The organism is Streptomyces sp. V4I23 (genome assembly GCF_030817975.1).
Classification (GTDB): domain Bacteria; phylum Actinomycetota; class Actinomycetes; order Streptomycetales; family Streptomycetaceae; genus Streptomyces.
Genome location: NZ_JAUSZW010000004.1, coordinates 2,535,001 through 2,550,162, shown reverse-complemented (window position 1 = coordinate 2,550,162; position 15,162 = coordinate 2,535,001). Strand labels below are relative to the sequence as shown.

Sequence of the window (15,162 nt, the reverse complement as noted above, 5' to 3'; positions counted from 1 at the left end):
AAACGAGGTCGGATGATGCGTACGCGTCCGCTGAAGGTGGCGCTGCTGGGCTGTGGTGTGGTCGGCTCAGAGGTGGCGCGCATCATGACGACGCACGCCGACGACCTCGCCGCGCGCATCGGCGCCCCGGTGGAGCTCGCCGGGGTCGCCGTGCGCCGCCCCGGGAAGGCGCGCGCCGGGATCCCCGACGAGCTCGTCACCACCGATGCCACCGCGCTGGTCAAACGCGGCGACATCGACGTCGTCATCGAGGTCATCGGCGGCATCGAGCCGGCGCGCGCCCTGATCACCACGGCGTTCGAGCACGGCGCGTCCGTCGTCTCCGCCAACAAGGCGCTCCTCGCCGAGGACGGGGCGACGCTCTACGCCGCCGCCGAGCAGCACGGCCGCGACCTGTACTTCGAGGCGGCCGTCGCGGGCGCGATCCCGCTGATCAGGCCGCTGCGGGAGTCCCTCGCGGGCGACAAGGTCAACCGCGTCCTCGGCATCGTCAACGGCACGACGAACTTCATCCTGGACAAGATGGACACGTCCGGGGCCGGCTACTCCGAGGCGCTGGACGAGGCGACGGCCCTGGGGTACGCGGAGGCGGATCCCACCGCCGACGTCGAAGGGTTCGACGCGGCCGCCAAGGCCGCCATCCTGGCCGGCATCGCCTTCCACACCCGCGTACGGCTCGACGACGTCTACCGCGAGGGCATGACCGAGGTCACCGCCGCCGACTTCGCCTCCGCCAAGCGCATGGGCTGCACCATCAAGCTGCTCGCCATCTGCGAGCGCGCCGCCGACGGGCAGTCCGTCACCGCGCGCGTGCACCCCGCGATGATCCCGCTCAGCCACCCGCTGGCATCGGTCCGCGAGGCGTACAACGCGGTGTTCGTCGAGGCCGAGGCCGCCGGCCGGCTGATGTTCTACGGCCCCGGCGCCGGCGGCTCGCCGACTGCTTCCGCGGTCCTCGGCGACCTCGTCGCCGTCTGCCGCAACAAGCTCGCCGAGGCAACGGGGCCCGGCGAATCCGTGTACACCCAGCTGCCCGTGAGCCCCATGGGCGACGTGGTGACGCGGTACCACATCAGCCTCGACGTGGCCGACAAGCCGGGCGTCCTCGCCCAGGTCGCGACGGTCTTCGCCGAGCACGGCGTATCCATCGATACGGTGCGCCAGCAGGGCAAGGACGGCGAGGCATCGCTCGTCGTCGTCACCCACCGCGCGCCCGACGCCGCCCTGTCAGGGACCGTCGAGGCGCTGCGCAAGCTCGACACCGTGCGCGGTGTCGCCAGCATCATGCGTGTTGAAGGGGAGTAAGGGACCCATGACCACCAACGGCACCCACCAGTGGCGCGGCATCATCGAGGAGTACCGGGACCGCCTTCCGGTCACGGACGCGACGCCCGTCGTCACGCTCCGTGAGGGTGGCACGCCGCTCGTCCCGGCGCAGGTCCTCTCCGAGCGCACGGGCTGCGAGGTGCACCTCAAGGTCGAGGGCGCCAACCCGACCGGGTCCTTCAAGGACCGCGGTATGACGATGGCCATCACCCGGGCCAAGGAGGAGGGCGCGCAGGCCGTCATCTGCGCCTCCACCGGCAACACCTCCGCGTCGGCCGCCGCCTACGCGGTGCGCGCCGGCATGGTCTGCGCGGTGCTCGTCCCGCAGGGGAAGATCGCGCTCGGCAAGATGGGCCAGGCGCTGGTCTACGGCTCGAAGATCCTCCAGGTCGACGGCAACTTCGACGACTGCCTGAACCTGGCCCGCAGCCTTTCCGAGAACTATCCGGTGGCGCTGGTCAACTCGGTCAACCCGTACCGCATCGAGGGCCAGAAGACCGCCTCCTTCGAGATCGTCGACGCGCTCGGCGACGCCCCCGACATCCATGTGCTGCCTGTGGGCAACGCCGGCAACATCACGGCGTACTGGAAGGGCTACACCGAGTACGCCGGCGACGAGATGGCGTCCCGGACGCCCCGCATGTGGGGCTTCCAGGCCTCCGGCTCCGCGCCGATCGTGCGCGGCGAGGTCGTCAAGGACCCGTCGACGATCGCCACCGCGATCCGGATCGGCAACCCGGCTTCCTGGAAGCAGGCGCTCGCCGCGCGCGACGAGTCGGGCGGCTTCATCGACGAGGTGACGGACCGTGAGATCCTGCGCGCCTACCGCCTGTTGGCCTCGCAGGAGGGCGTCTTCGTCGAGCCGGCGTCGGCCGCCTCCGTCGCCGGTCTGCTGAAGGCCGCGGAGCAGGGCAAGGTCGACCCGGGCCAGAAGATCGTGTGCACGGTCACCGGCAACGGCCTCAAGGACCCCGACTGGGCCGTCGCCGGAGCACCCCAGCCGGTCACCGTCCCGGTGGACGCCGCGGCCGCGGCCGAGCGCCTCGGCCTCGCCTAGAGCCTTCGGCCCTGCCCGGCCCCGACCGGCCGGGCAGGCGCCCCGCGGGCCGGGTCCCGCAGACCGGGGTCCGGCTCAAAGCCCCCTTGCGGCCGCCCGGTTGTCCTACTGGAAAGTAGGGCAACCGGGACAACGGCACAGGTAGGGGCACAGGGGGCCCGCGACACGCATCGTGCGCCTCCCGTGCGCCCTATGTCGCAGGTGAACCTTCCTTCGATAGGCTGTACCCGAACCCGCCCCGCCGCATATGCCGCGGTGTTGTTGCCATTGAGGCCATCGGGTGTTCGTCCTCTCGAGCAAATCTCGTACATCTCACAGTTCAGAACCAAGGAGAGTCGTCGAGCGATGGCCGGTCCAGCGTTCCGTGCCGCCGCCGTCCGGGTGCGCGTCCCCGCCACCAGCGCCAACCTCGGTCCGGGCTTCGACGCCCTCGGGCTGTCGCTCGGTCTGTACGACGACGTCGTCGTCCGGGTCGCGGATGCCGGTCTGCACATCGACATCGCGGGCGAGGGCGCCGAGACGCTGCCCCGCGACGAAAGCCACCTGCTCGTGCGCTCCCTGCGCACGGCCTTCGACCTGCTCGGCGGGCAGCCGCGCGGCCTCGAGGTCGTCTGCGCCAACCGCATCCCGCACGGCCGCGGCCTCGGTTCCTCCTCGGCGGCCATCTGCGCCGGCATCGTCGCCGCGCGGGCGGTGACCATAGGCGGCGACGCGAAGCTCGACGACGCGGCGCTGCTGGAGCTCGCCACCGAGATCGAGGGGCACCCCGACAACGTGGCCGCCTGTCTGCTCGGCGGCTTCACTCTGGCGTGGACCGAGGCCGGAGCGGCGCGCGCGATCAGGATGGACCCCACCGATTCCGTCGTTCCGGTGGTTTTCGTCCCCGCGAAGCCGGTGCTGACCGAGACGGCCCGCGGACTGCTGCCGCGCACCGTCCCGCACGTCGACGCCGCGGCGAACGCGGGCCGCGCGGCGCTGCTGGTCGAGGCTCTGACCAGGCGCCCCGAGCTGCTGCTGCCCGCCACCGAGGACCGGCTGCACCAGGAGTACCGGGCCCCCGCCATGCCGGAGAGTATCGAGCTGGTCAACCGACTGCGCGCCGACGGCGTCCCCGCAGTCATCTCCGGTGCGGGCCCCACGGTGCTCGCGCTGGCCGAGGACGGTGTGGCCGACAAGGTCGCACGGCTGGCGGGCGAGGGATGGGCGGCCAACCGGCTCGCCTTCGACGCCGCGGGCGCGAGCGTCCTGCCGCTCGCTCCCCAGTGACACGCGATTGCCGGTGAGTGAGAGGGGGAATGTTTGTTGGAGCCGGTAGTGTTAACCTCAAGTCTGCAACCGTCGTCATCACGACGCGGTGCTGCGTGTCCCTCATCGGGACCACCATTCTTCCGAGAGCCTCCCACACTGCCTGAGCAGCCTGCCTGAGCAGTTCGAGCACGCTCCGGAACCGGCACGACACCCCTCGCTTTTCCCAGGAGTGGGCCGAGCAGGGGGACCTCGGGCCGGGCTTGCACGTATGCATGTATATCTCTCCGCCGTTGATTTGCACCGGCGGGACCACCGCTCCGACACGGTCCGCTGCGACGGGCCGATGCCGGACAGCACAACCGGTCGCCGAGCCAGAAGGCCGACGTCCGCTCCAGGGAAGGACCCTTCGTGAGCGACACCACCGATCTGATGGGCGTGACTGCCGACAACAACGTCGACACCGCCGCGCCCGCCGCAGGTGCTGCCTCCGGCACCACCGCACGGCGCCGCCGCTCCGGCACCGGCCTCGAGGGCATGGTCCTGGCCGAGCTGCAGCAGGTCGCGTCCGGCCTCGGCATCAGGGGCACTGCGCGCATGCGCAAGAGCCAGCTGATCGAGGTCATCAAGGAGGCGCAGGCCGGCACCGGGGCCTCTCCGGCGAAGAGCGCGGAGGCGGCCGGCGAGGCGCCGGCGAAGCCGAAGCGCCGCACCACCTCCAAGGCGCGTACGGGCGAGGAGTCCGCCGCCCCGGCCGAGGAGAAGGCGGACAAGGCCGAGAAGGCCGTCGCCCAGCAGCAGATCGAGATCCCGGGACAGCCGGCCAGCGACGAACAGCCGGCCGGTGAGCGCCGCCGTCGCCGCGCGACCGCCCAGGCGGGCAGCCCCGAGACCCGTACCGAGGCGCGCACCGACACGGCCGTCGACGTCAAGACCGACGTCAGGACCGAGCCGCAGGGCGACGCCAAGGCCGAGACCGCCATCGGCGCCCAGGAGGGCGAGGGCCGCCGCGACCGTCAGGAGCGCGGTCAGCGTGGCGAGCGCCGCGACCGTGGTGAGCGTCAGCGCGACCGCCGCGGCAAGGGCGACGACCAGCAGGGCGGCCAGCGCCAGCAGCGCCAGGGCGGCCAGCAGGGCCAGCAGGGCGGCGGCCCGCAGGACGACTTCGACGAGGACGGCGGCGGCCGGCGCGGACGCCGCGGCCGCTACCGCGACCGTCGCGGCCGCCGCGGCCGTGACGACTTCGCGAGCAGCGAGCCGCAGGTCTCCGAGGACGACGTCCTGATCCCCGTCGCGGGCATCCTGGACATCCTCGACAACTACGCGTTCATCCGGACCTCCGGCTACCTGCCCGGCCCGAACGACGTGTACGTCTCCCTCGCCCAGGTCCGCAAGAACGGCCTGCGCAAGGGCGACCACGTCACCGGCGCCGTGCGCCAGCCCAAGGAGGGCGAGCGCCGCGAGAAGTTCAACGCGCTGGTCCGCCTCGACTCGGTCAACGGCATGGCGCCCGAATCGGGCCGCGGCCGCCCCGAGTTCAACAAGCTGACCCCGCTGTACCCGCAGGACCGCCTCCGCCTGGAGACCGACCCGGGTGTGCTGACCACGCGGATCATCGACCTCGTGTCGCCGATCGGCAAGGGCCAGCGCGGCCTGATCGTGGCCCCGCCGAAGACCGGCAAGACCATGATCATGCAGGCGATCGCCAACGCGATCACCCACAACAACCCCGAGTGCCACCTGATGGTCGTCCTCGTAGACGAGCGTCCGGAAGAGGTCACCGACATGCAGCGGTCGGTCAAGGGCGAGGTCATCTCCTCGACCTTCGACCGCCCCGCCGAGGACCACACCACCGTCGCCGAGCTGGCCATCGAGCGCGCCAAGCGTCTCGTCGAGCTGGGTCACGACGTGGTCGTCCTGCTCGACTCGATCACCCGCCTGGGCCGTGCGTACAACCTGGCGGCCCCGGCCTCCGGGCGCATCCTGTCCGGTGGTGTCGACTCGACCGCGCTGTACCCGCCGAAGCGCTTCTTCGGCGCCGCGCGCAACATCGAGGACGGCGGATCCCTGACCATCCTCGCGACCGCTCTGGTGGACACCGGTTCGCGCATGGACGAGGTGATCTTCGAGGAGTTCAAGGGCACGGGCAACGCGGAGCTGAAGCTCGACCGCAAGCTCGCCGACAAGCGCATCTTCCCGGCGGTGGACGTCGACGCGTCCGGCACCCGCAAGGAGGAGATCCTGCTCGGCAGCGACGAGCTCGCGATCACCTGGAAGCTGCGCCGCGTGCTGCACGCGCTGGACCAGCAGCAGGCGATCGAGCTGCTGCTGGACAAGATGAAGCAGACGAAGTCGAACGCCGAGTTCCTGCTCCAGATCCAGAAGACCACTCCCGGCATCGCCAACGGCAACGACTGAGAGATCTTCGCCACGGCAGCCGGGGCCCGGTCACGGGTCCCGGCGCCGCCGCCGGCCACTGTGCCCACCGTGCGACGCACGGTGGGCACACGTCGTTCTCAGGGACTTCTCAGAAGGCCGTGCAACCCTTTCGGGCGCTTCACCGTCTGTCATCCCAAGGGCAGCGGTCCGACAGAGCCGAGGAGACCATGACCGACAGCAGCGGCGGCGGCCGAATACTCCCCCTACGCCCAGGGGGGCGTGGGGGGACCCCCAGGCGGCGTACGCCGCGGGCTGTGGACCGCCGCGGCATGGTCGGCGGCCGCCCTCGTCCTCGTCGGCGGCTCCGGCCTCGGATACGTGTACATCAAGGTCGACGGAAATCTCGAGGGCGTCGACATCAATCAGGCCCTCGGCACCGAACGCCCGAAGAACATCGACAACGGCTCCATGGACATCCTGGTCCTGGGCTCCGACTCCCGCGCCGGCGCGAACGGCGCGTACGGCACCGACGAAGGCGCCGCCCGCTCCGACACCGCGATGGTCGTGCACGTCTACCAGGGCCACAAGAAGGCCAGCGTGGTCTCCATACCCCGCGACACCCTCGTCGAGCGGCCCGAGTGCACCGACACGGAGGGCGCCGTCCACGCCGGAGCACCCCGCGCGATGTTCAACACGGCGTACGAGGTCGGCGGCCCGGCCTGCGCCGTCAAGACCGTCGAGGCCATGTCCGGCATCCGCATGGACCACTACATCGAGGTCGACTTCACCGGCTTCACGAAGCTCATCGACGAACTCGGCGGCGTGGAGATCACCACGACGCGCCCCATCGACGACCCCAAGAGCCACCTCAGCCTCCCGCCCGGCACCCACACGCTCGACGGCGAGCAGTCCCTCGGCCTCGTCCGCACCCGCAAGAGCGTCGGCGACGGCAGCGACCTGGGGCGCATCCAGCTCCAGCAGGCGTTCATGAAGGCCTTCATCGACCAGGTCAGGAACGTCGGAGTCTTCAGCAACCCGAAGAAGCTCCTGGACCTCGCCGACACCGGCAGCAAGGCGATCACCCCGGACTCCGAGCTCGACTCCGTCAACGAGCTCGTCGGCTTCGCCCGCGGGCTGAGCGCGCTCGGCGCCGAGGACGTCCGCATGGTCACGATGCCGGTCCGGTACGACCCGCTCGATCCCAACCGCGTCGTCCCGGTGGAGACCGGCACCACACAGGTGTGGCGGGCGCTCAAGCAGGACAGGCCGATCCCCGTCGCCGCGCTCGAGGACTCCGCCGGCGACAAGGGCGAGGCCGCCGGCGTGGTCAGCGGCGGGTGACGGCTGCCGGACCGTAGCCGTTCCGGCACGGCATGTGGCCGCAAGCGCCGTCCGTACCCGCCGAAGGCGCCCGGAATACTGCGGGCTCCACCCCGGTTTTGGGAGATACGGCCGGTCCTGGCAGACTGGTACGTCGGCCCCGGTTCACGTACGAGCAATCCGCGCGTACGACCCGGTGCCCTCCCGAATCTAGGAGACACCTTGAAGCGCGACATCCACCCCGAGTACGTCGAGACCCAGGTCAGCTGCACCTGCGGTGCGTCGTTCACCACCCGTAGCACGATCCAGAGCGGCAACATCCGTGCCGAGGTCTGCTCCGAGTGCCACCCGTTCTACACGGGCAAGCAGAAGATCCTCGACACCGGTGGCCGTGTGGCCCGCTTCGAGGCCCGTTTCGGCAAGGCTGCCGGCTCCGCCAAGAAGTAGCGAGCCACTGCGCCGGTCGTCGGCCGTCCTCTCGGGGGCGGCCGGGACCGGCGCTTTGTCCGTTCTGAGCAGCAGCCACCCACGTGTACGGAAGCAGGAACCCGGAGATGTTCGAAGCGGTCGAGGAACTGGTCGGCGAGCACGCCGACCTCGAGAAGAAGCTCGCCGACCCTTCGGTCCACGCGGACCAGGCGAACGCGCGCCGGCTCAACAAGCGCTACGCCGAGCTGACGCCCATCGTCGGCACGTACCGCTCCTGGAAGCAGGCCGGTGAGGACATCGAGACGGCTCGTGAGTTCGCCCAGCAGGACTCCGACTTCGCGGCCGAGGTGAAGGAGCTGGAGAAGCAGCGCGAGGAGCTCACCGAGAAGCTGCGGCTGCTGCTCGTCCCGCGCGACCCCAGCGACGACAAGGACGTCATCCTCGAGGTCAAGGCGGGCGCGGGCGGCGACGAGTCCGCCCTGTTCGCCGGCGACCTGCTGCGCATGTACCTGCGCTACGCCGAGCGCGTCGGCTGGAAGACCGAGATCATCGACGCCACCGAGTCCGAGCTGGGCGGCTACAAGGACGTCCAGGTCGCCGTGAAGACCAAGGGCGGCCAGGGCGCGACCGAGCCCGGCCAGGGCGTGTGGGCGCGGCTGAAGTACGAGGGCGGCGTGCACCGCGTGCAGCGCGTGCCCGCCACCGAGTCCCAGGGCCGTATCCACACCTCCGCGGCCGGTGTGCTCGTCACGCCCGAGGCCGAGGAGATCGACGTCGAGATCCACGCCAACGACCTGCGGATCGACGTCTACCGTTCCTCCGGCCCCGGTGGCCAGTCCGTCAACACGACCGACTCCGCCGTGCGCATCACGCACCTGCCGACCGGCATCGTCGCCTCCTGCCAGAACGAGAAGAGCCAGCTCCAGAACAAGGAGCAGGCAATGCGTATCCTGCGCTCCAGGCTGCTCGCGGCCGCGCAGGAGGAGGCGGAGAAGGAGGCGGCGGACGCCCGTCGCAGCCAGGTCCGCACCGTCGACCGGTCCGAGAAGATCCGGACGTACAACTTCCCGGAAAACCGGATCTCGGACCACCGCGTCGGGTTCAAGGCGTACAACTTGGACCAGGTGCTCGACGGGGACCTCGACGCCGTGATCCAGGCGTGCGTCGACGCGGACTCCGCGGCGAAGCTCGCGGCCGCGCAGTAGCCCGCGATCAGTCCCCACGAGCGTCACAGGAAGGGTGGGCGCGTGAACCTGCTGCTTGCCGAGGTGGCCCAGGCCACCCAGCGGCTGGCCGACGCCGGCGTGCCGTCGCCGCGCTTCGACGCGGAGGAGCTGGCCGCTTACGTCCACGGTGTGAAGCGCGGAGAGCTCCACGCCGTCAAGGACGCGGACTTCGACGCCCGTTACTGGGAGGCCGTCGCGCGCCGTGAGGCGCGCGAGCCGCTGCAGCACATCACCGGACGGGCCTTCTTCCGCTTCCTGGAGCTCCAGGTCGGACCCGGCGTCTTCGTGCCGCGGCCCGAGACCGAGTCCGTGGTCGGCTGGGCCATAGAGGCCGTACGGGCCATGGACGTCGTCGAGCCGCTCATCGTCGACCTGTGCACGGGATCGGGCGCGATCGCGCTGGCCATGGCGCAGGAGGTGCCGCGCTCGCGGGTGCACGCCGTGGAGCTGTCCGAGGACGCCCTCACGTGGACGCGCAAGAACGCCGAGGGGTCTCGTGTCACCGTCCATCAGGGCGACGCCCTGAGAGCCCTGCCCGAGCTCGACGGCCAGGTGGACCTGGTGATCTCCAACCCGCCGTACATCCCGCTCACCGAGTGGGAGTACGTCGCCCCGGAGGCGCGTGACCACGACCCGCAGATGGCGTTGTTCTCCGGCGAGGACGGCCTCGACACCATCCGCGGCATCGAGCGCACCGCGCACCGGTTGCTGCGGCCGGGCGGTCTCGTCGTCGTCGAGCACGCCGACACCCAGGGCGGCCAGGTGCCGTGGATCTTCAACGAGGAATCCGGCTGGGCCGACGCCGCCGACCACCCCGACCTGAACAACCGGCCGCGGTTCGCGACCGCACGCAAGGCGATGCCATGACGGCGTCGACCCCGAGGGCGCCGAAGGCGCCAGGAGCGAGTGAATCGAAGAGGCGCGGCGCCGCCGAAAGGGCGTGGGGGCACGCCCTCCACGCCCGCCACCCAGCGGCGGCAACCGGGGGAGGGCGGAGAGCGCGAGGGCTGTGCCGCACGTGCGGCTGCCGCCGCGTCAGCGACCGAGCACGGTCGACCGTCGGCGGGGTCTTCGGCGCCCCGTGGGGGTGCCCGCGCCGCAAGCTGGGGGAGAACCGAGTGACCATGAAAAGGGAGGCCCGCTGATGGCTCGGCGATACGACTGCAACGACGCGACGGACCGCACCACCGGGCTGCGCGAAGCAGCCTCCGCGGTCCGCCGCGGCGAGCTCGTCGTGCTGCCCACCGACACCGTGTACGGGATCGGGGCCGACGCCTTCACCTCCGAGGCCGTGGCCGACCTGCTGGCGGCCAAGGGGCGCGGCCGCAACATGCCCACGCCCGTCCTCATCGGCTCCCCGAACACCCTGCACGGGCTCGTCACGGACTTCTCCGAGCAGGCGTGGGAGCTCGTCGACGCCTTCTGGCCGGGCGCGCTGACGCTCGTCGCCAAGCACCAGCCGTCGCTGCAGTGGGACCTCGGCGACACCCGGGGGACCGTCGCGATCCGTATGCCGCTGCACCCGGTCGCCATCGAACTGCTCACCGAGGTGGGCCCGATGGCGGTCTCCAGCGCCAACCTCACGGGACACCCCTCGCCCGAGGACTGCGACGCCGCGCAGGAGATGCTCGGCGACTCGGTCTCCGTCTACCTCGACGGCGGCCCGACCCCGGGCATCGTGCCGTCCTCCATCGTCGACGTCACCGGCAAGGTCCCGGTCCTGCTGCGCGAGGGAGCACTCTCGGCGGACGAGCTGCGCAAGGTCGTACCCGACCTCGAGGTGGCTCCGTGAGGCGAGCGAACATCCGGGGGCGGGCCCAGTGACCGCCCCTGAGGGGCGTGGCATAGCGGAATCCGGCAGAACGGCGTCGACCTTCCGCATCCTCCACGTCAGCACCGGCAACGTCTGCCGCTCGCCCATCACCGAGCGGCTGACCCGCCATGCCCTGAGAGACCGCCTCGGCGATCCCCTCACGGGCGGCCTCATCGTGGAGAGCGCCGGCACCTGGGGCCATGAGGGCGCCCCGATGGAGGCCAACGCGGAGATCGTCCTCGCGGACTTCGGTGCCGACGCCACCGGCTTCGTCGGCCGCGAACTGCTCGACGAGCACGTCATCCGCGCGGACCTGGTCCTCACCGCGACCCGCGACCACCGCGCCCAGGTGATCTCGATGGGGCACTCGGCGGGCCTGCGGACCTTCACGCTCAAGGAGTTCACCCGGCTCGTGCGGGCCATCGACCCGGCCACGCTGCCCGACCCGCGGGAGGACGGCGTGGTCGAGCGCGCGCGTGCGCTGGTGCGCGCGGCCGCGGCTCTACGCGGGTGGCTGCTGGCGCCGAGCCCGGACGCGGACGAGGTGTTCGACCCGTACGGCGCCCCGATCACGTTCTTCCGTTCGATCGGCGACGAGATCCACCAGGCGCTGGACCCCGTGGTCACCGCGCTCACGGGTGTGGAGCCGCGGGGCTGACGTCCGGTGCGCCGCGGCAGCGGGCGGCCCTCGGCGGCCGTCCGAACCGTTCCGGCCGTACACCGCGCGCGCACCCCGCCCCGGTCCTACATTGGAGGTGCCGCCAGCACCTCGACGACGACCGGAGTCGCCATGTCCGTCACTCCTGAAGTGCGTTCCGTACCGGCCGTCTACGACAGCCCGTCCTTCGAGGCGCTGCGCCGCCAGGACCCGCAGGCTGCCGACATCCTCTTCGCCGAGGCGCAGCGACAGGCCGCCTCGCTGCAGCTCATCGCGGCGGAGAACTTCACCTCGCCCGCGGTCCTCGCGGCCCTCGGCTCGCCCCTCGCGAACAAGTACGCCGAGGGCTATCCGGGCGTCCGCCACCACGGCGGCTGCGAGCTGGTGGACGCGGCCGAACGGCTCGCCGTCGAGCGGGCGATGACCCTGTTCGGTGCCGAACACGCCAATGTGCAGCCGCACTCGGGGTCCTCGGCGGTTCTCGCGGCGTACGCGGCACTGCTGCGGCCCGGCGACACCGTCCTCGCGATGGGGCTGCCGTACGGCGGGCACCTCACGCACGGCTCGCGGGCGAACTTCTCGGGGCGCTGGTTCGACTTCGTCGCGTACGGCGTCGACGCCGAGACCGGCCTCATCGACTACGACCAGGTACGCCACCTGGCCCGCCAGCACCGGCCGAAGGCGATCGTCTGCGGCTCGATCTCCTACCCGCGCCACCCCGACTACGCGGCCTTCCGCGAGATCGCCGACGAGGTGGGCGCGTATCTGATCGCCGACGCGGCGCACCCCATCGGGCTGGTGGCGGGCGGCGCGGCGCCCAGTCCCGTCCCGTACGCCGACGTGGTCTGCGCCACCACGCACAAGGTCCTGCGCGGCCCGCGCGGCGGCATGATCCTGTGCGGGGCCGAACTGGCGGACCGCATCGACCGCGCGGTGTTCCCGTTCACGCAGGGCGGTGCGCAGATGCACACCATCGCTGCCAAGGCCGTCGCCTTCGGCGAGGCGGCGACGCCCGCGTACCGGGCGTACGCCCATCAGGTGGTCGCCAACGCCAGGGCGCTCGCCGAGGGCCTCGCGGCCGAGGGCTTCACGGTCCTGACGGGCGGCACGGACACGCACATCATCGGCGCGGACCCGGCCGGTCTCGGCGTCGACGGCCGCACCGCGCGGGGCCGGCTGGCCGCCGCCGGCATGGTGCTCGACACATGTGCGCTCCCGTACGGGGACGGCCGCGGCATCCGGCTCGGGACGGCCGCGATCACCACGCAGGGCATGGGCCGGCCGGAGATGGCGCGGATCGCGACGCTGTTCGGGGCGGCGGTTCACGAGGACGGGCGGGTACTCGACCGGGTACGGGAGCTCACCGGGAGCTTCCCGCCGTATCCGCGCTGAGGCGGGCGGAGGCTGTGGAGGCCGTGCAACTGTCGGCCGTCCTCACCCGTCCCATGTCTTAAGGTGTGGAGCGGCGCGTCGTCCAACACATGGGGAATCAGTGCGCGAGTACCTGCTGACGCTCTGTGTCACGGTCGCAGTGACTTATCTGCTGACCGGACCGGTGCGGAAGTTCGCCATCGCCGCCGGAGCGATGCCGGAGATCCGTGCGCGTGACGTGCACCGGGAACCGACACCGCGGCTCGGCGGTATCGCCATGTTCGGCGGTCTGTGCGCGGGTCTGCTCTTCGCGGACCACCTGGCGAACCTCAACGACGTCTTCGAGTTGTCGAACGAACCGCGTGCCCTGCTGTCGGGCGCCGCCCTGATCTGGCTGATCGGTGTCCTCGACGACAAGTTCGAGATCGACGCGCTGATCAAGCTCGGCGGGCAGATGATCGCCGCCGGGGTGATGGTCGTGCAGGGCCTGACCATCCTGTGGATCCCGGTGCCCGGCGTCGGCACCGTCTCGCTGACCGCCTGGCAGGGCAATCTCCTGACGGTCGCGCTGGTGGTCCTCACCATCAACGCCGTCAACTTCGTGGACGGCCTCGACGGGCTCGCGGCCGGGATGGTGTGCATCACCTCCGGCGCGTTCTTCATGTACGCCTATCGCCTCTGGTACGGCTACGGGATCGAGTCCGCCGCCCCCGCGACCCTGTTCGCCGCGATCCTGATGGGCATGTGCCTCGGCTTCCTGCCGCACAACATGCATCCGGCGCGGATCTTCATGGGCGACTCGGGCTCGATGCTCATCGGTCTGGTGCTCGCGGCCGGCGCGATCTCCATCACGGGCCAGGTCGACCCCGACCGGCTGGGCATCTTCGTGGGCGGTGAGCGCGCGGCGACGCACGCGATGCTCCCGGTCTTCATCCCGCTGCTGCTGCCGCTGACGATCACCGCGCTGCCGGTGGCGGATCTGCTGCTGGCGATCGTGCGCCGTACCTGGCGAGGCCAGTCGCCGTTCGCGGCGGACCGCGGACACCTCCACCACCGCCTGCTGGAAATCGGCCACTCACACAGCCGCGCGGTGCTGATCATGTACTTCTGGTCGGCCCTCATCGCCTTCGGCACGGTGGCCTATTCGGTGCATTCGGCGTCGATGTGGATCGTGCTGGTGATCGTGGCGCTGAGCGCGGTGGGCCTGGTGCTGTTGCTGCTGCCCCGCTTCACACCGAGGGCGCCGCGGTGGGCGGAGGCCTTCGTCCCGCCGCGCTACCGCCGCCGCAGGCCGGCAAAGACGCCCTCCCTCACGACGTCGCCGGGTGCCTCGCCCTCGTCGTACGAGGACGAGCCGAGAGTCCCGGTGGGCGTGGGTGTGAGCGGTGTGAACGGGGCGACGGCGATCGGCGGCCGCTCCCGCTTCCGTGAACGGGACAACGCGGGCTCTGCGCGCTGAGCTCCCACGCGGCCGGTGCGTCGCTATCCGGCCTGCCGCCTCATGGATCCGGGCATGCGCGACACCCCTCGTTCCGGTGAAAGCCGACCGACGTGCCGAGCGGGCGTTCGGTATAGCAGGCAATGCGGCGTTTTGTCGTGCACACACGCGCGGCGTCACTCTCATGTGTGAGAGTTGGCACACCTCTGGGTAAAGACCTCATCAAATAGTTTGTGATACCGTTCACGAGACCCGGAGACAGCGCCGAAGGACCGTAGTGCGACGGTCCGTTGGCCCCCGAGGCCCATCTCGGGACCGGGCCTACGCTCGTCCATGACGACACCACTGCCCCCACCAGCAAGCGGAGCTGCCGCCATGCCGTCCAACGACGCACGCTCACTTCTTCCCACCGTCGTACCCACCGCTGCCGCCGGCGTGATCGCCGCCGTGATCAGTGGGGTGGTCGCCGGTGGAAAGGGTGCGCTGGGTGCGGTCGTGGCCGCGCTGGTGGTCATCCTCTTCATGGGGATCGGCGTTCTCGTCCTGCAGCGGACCGCAAAGCAGTTCCCGCAGCTTTTCCAGGCGATGGGCCTGATGCTCTACACGACGCAGCTGCTCGTGCTGTTCGTCTTCGTCGCCGTCTTCAAGGACACGACGCTGTTCAACCCCAAGGCCTTCGCTGTGACACTGGTCGCGGCCACGGTCGTCTGGGTGGCGGCTCAGGCTCGCGCCCACATGAAGGCCAAGATCCTCTACGTTGAGCCCGAACCGTCTGATTCCCGTCAGGGCGAGAAGACGGGGTCCTCGACGTGACAGGTAGGGCCGGGATAAATACCCGTTCGAGACCCTGCTATCGTCCGGTGCCAACTGCGGCACTGCGGGCGCGGGCATCCGAGCTGA

Annotated in this window: 13 protein-coding genes; all 13 read left to right on the top strand. The window is 70.8% G+C overall.

Going from position 1 to position 15,162, the window contains the following annotated elements; all coding sequences use genetic code 11:
- Window positions 1-12 precede the first annotated feature (12 nt).
- The 13 genes from QFZ82_RS13580 to QFZ82_RS13520 all read left to right on the top strand — a co-directional run bounded on the left by QFZ82_RS13580 (window position 13) and on the right by QFZ82_RS13520 (window position 15,075).
- Window positions 13-1,305 (top strand): homoserine dehydrogenase, encoded by a 1,293-nt coding sequence (locus QFZ82_RS13580; RefSeq protein WP_307713416.1) that lies wholly within the window; start codon window positions 13-15, stop codon window positions 1,303-1,305.
- A 7-nt stretch (window positions 1,306-1,312) separates the two neighbouring features.
- A complete protein-coding gene (gene thrC / locus QFZ82_RS13575; RefSeq protein ID WP_307713415.1) occupies window positions 1,313-2,383 on the top strand; it encodes a threonine synthase in 1,071 nt (356 codons plus the stop codon).
- Window positions 2,384-2,728: 345 nt separating this feature from the next.
- The gene (gene thrB / locus QFZ82_RS13570) at window positions 2,729-3,649 is read left to right on the top strand and encodes a homoserine kinase (protein WP_177147586.1); all 921 of its coding nucleotides are present in this window, start codon (window positions 2,729-2,731) and stop codon (window positions 3,647-3,649) included.
- A 390-nt stretch (window positions 3,650-4,039) separates the two neighbouring features.
- On the top strand, window positions 4,040-6,046 hold the full coding sequence (gene rho / locus QFZ82_RS13565; RefSeq protein WP_307713414.1) for a transcription termination factor Rho: 2,007 nt from the start codon (window positions 4,040-4,042) through the stop codon (window positions 6,044-6,046).
- Window positions 6,047-6,286: 240 nt separating this feature from the next.
- Window positions 6,287-7,348: an LCP family protein gene (locus QFZ82_RS13560; RefSeq protein ID WP_307713413.1), complete on the top strand. Its 1,062-nt coding sequence runs from the start codon at window positions 6,287-6,289 to the stop codon at window positions 7,346-7,348.
- A gap of 201 nt (window positions 7,349-7,549) precedes the next feature.
- Complete coding sequence (gene rpmE / locus QFZ82_RS13555) at window positions 7,550-7,774, top strand: 50S ribosomal protein L31 (RefSeq protein WP_005311879.1); 225 nt, start codon at window positions 7,550-7,552, stop codon at window positions 7,772-7,774.
- A gap of 107 nt (window positions 7,775-7,881) precedes the next feature.
- Window positions 7,882-8,961, top strand: a complete 1,080-nt coding sequence (prfA, locus tag QFZ82_RS13550) for a peptide chain release factor 1 (RefSeq protein ID WP_307713412.1) — start codon at window positions 7,882-7,884, stop codon at window positions 8,959-8,961.
- A 42-nt stretch (window positions 8,962-9,003) separates the two neighbouring features.
- Window positions 9,004-9,849, top strand: a complete 846-nt coding sequence (gene prmC / locus QFZ82_RS13545) for a peptide chain release factor N(5)-glutamine methyltransferase (protein ID WP_307713411.1) — start codon at window positions 9,004-9,006, stop codon at window positions 9,847-9,849.
- Window positions 9,850-10,126: 277 nt separating this feature from the next.
- On the top strand, window positions 10,127-10,774 hold the full coding sequence (locus QFZ82_RS13540) for an L-threonylcarbamoyladenylate synthase (protein WP_177147591.1): 648 nt from the start codon (window positions 10,127-10,129) through the stop codon (window positions 10,772-10,774).
- 28 nt (window positions 10,775-10,802) lie between these two features.
- A complete protein-coding gene (locus QFZ82_RS13535) occupies window positions 10,803-11,453 on the top strand; it encodes a protein-tyrosine-phosphatase (protein ID WP_307713410.1) in 651 nt (216 codons plus the stop codon).
- A gap of 132 nt (window positions 11,454-11,585) precedes the next feature.
- The gene (gene glyA / locus QFZ82_RS13530) at window positions 11,586-12,845 is read left to right on the top strand and encodes a serine hydroxymethyltransferase (RefSeq protein WP_307713409.1); all 1,260 of its coding nucleotides are present in this window, start codon (window positions 11,586-11,588) and stop codon (window positions 12,843-12,845) included.
- A gap of 100 nt (window positions 12,846-12,945) precedes the next feature.
- Complete coding sequence (locus tag QFZ82_RS13525; protein ID WP_307713408.1) at window positions 12,946-14,283, top strand: MraY family glycosyltransferase; 1,338 nt, start codon at window positions 12,946-12,948, stop codon at window positions 14,281-14,283.
- Window positions 14,284-14,637: 354 nt separating this feature from the next.
- Window positions 14,638-15,075 (top strand): hypothetical protein, encoded by a 438-nt coding sequence (locus QFZ82_RS13520; protein ID WP_177147595.1) that lies wholly within the window; start codon window positions 14,638-14,640, stop codon window positions 15,073-15,075.
- The last annotated feature ends 87 nt before the right edge of the window (window positions 15,076-15,162 follow it).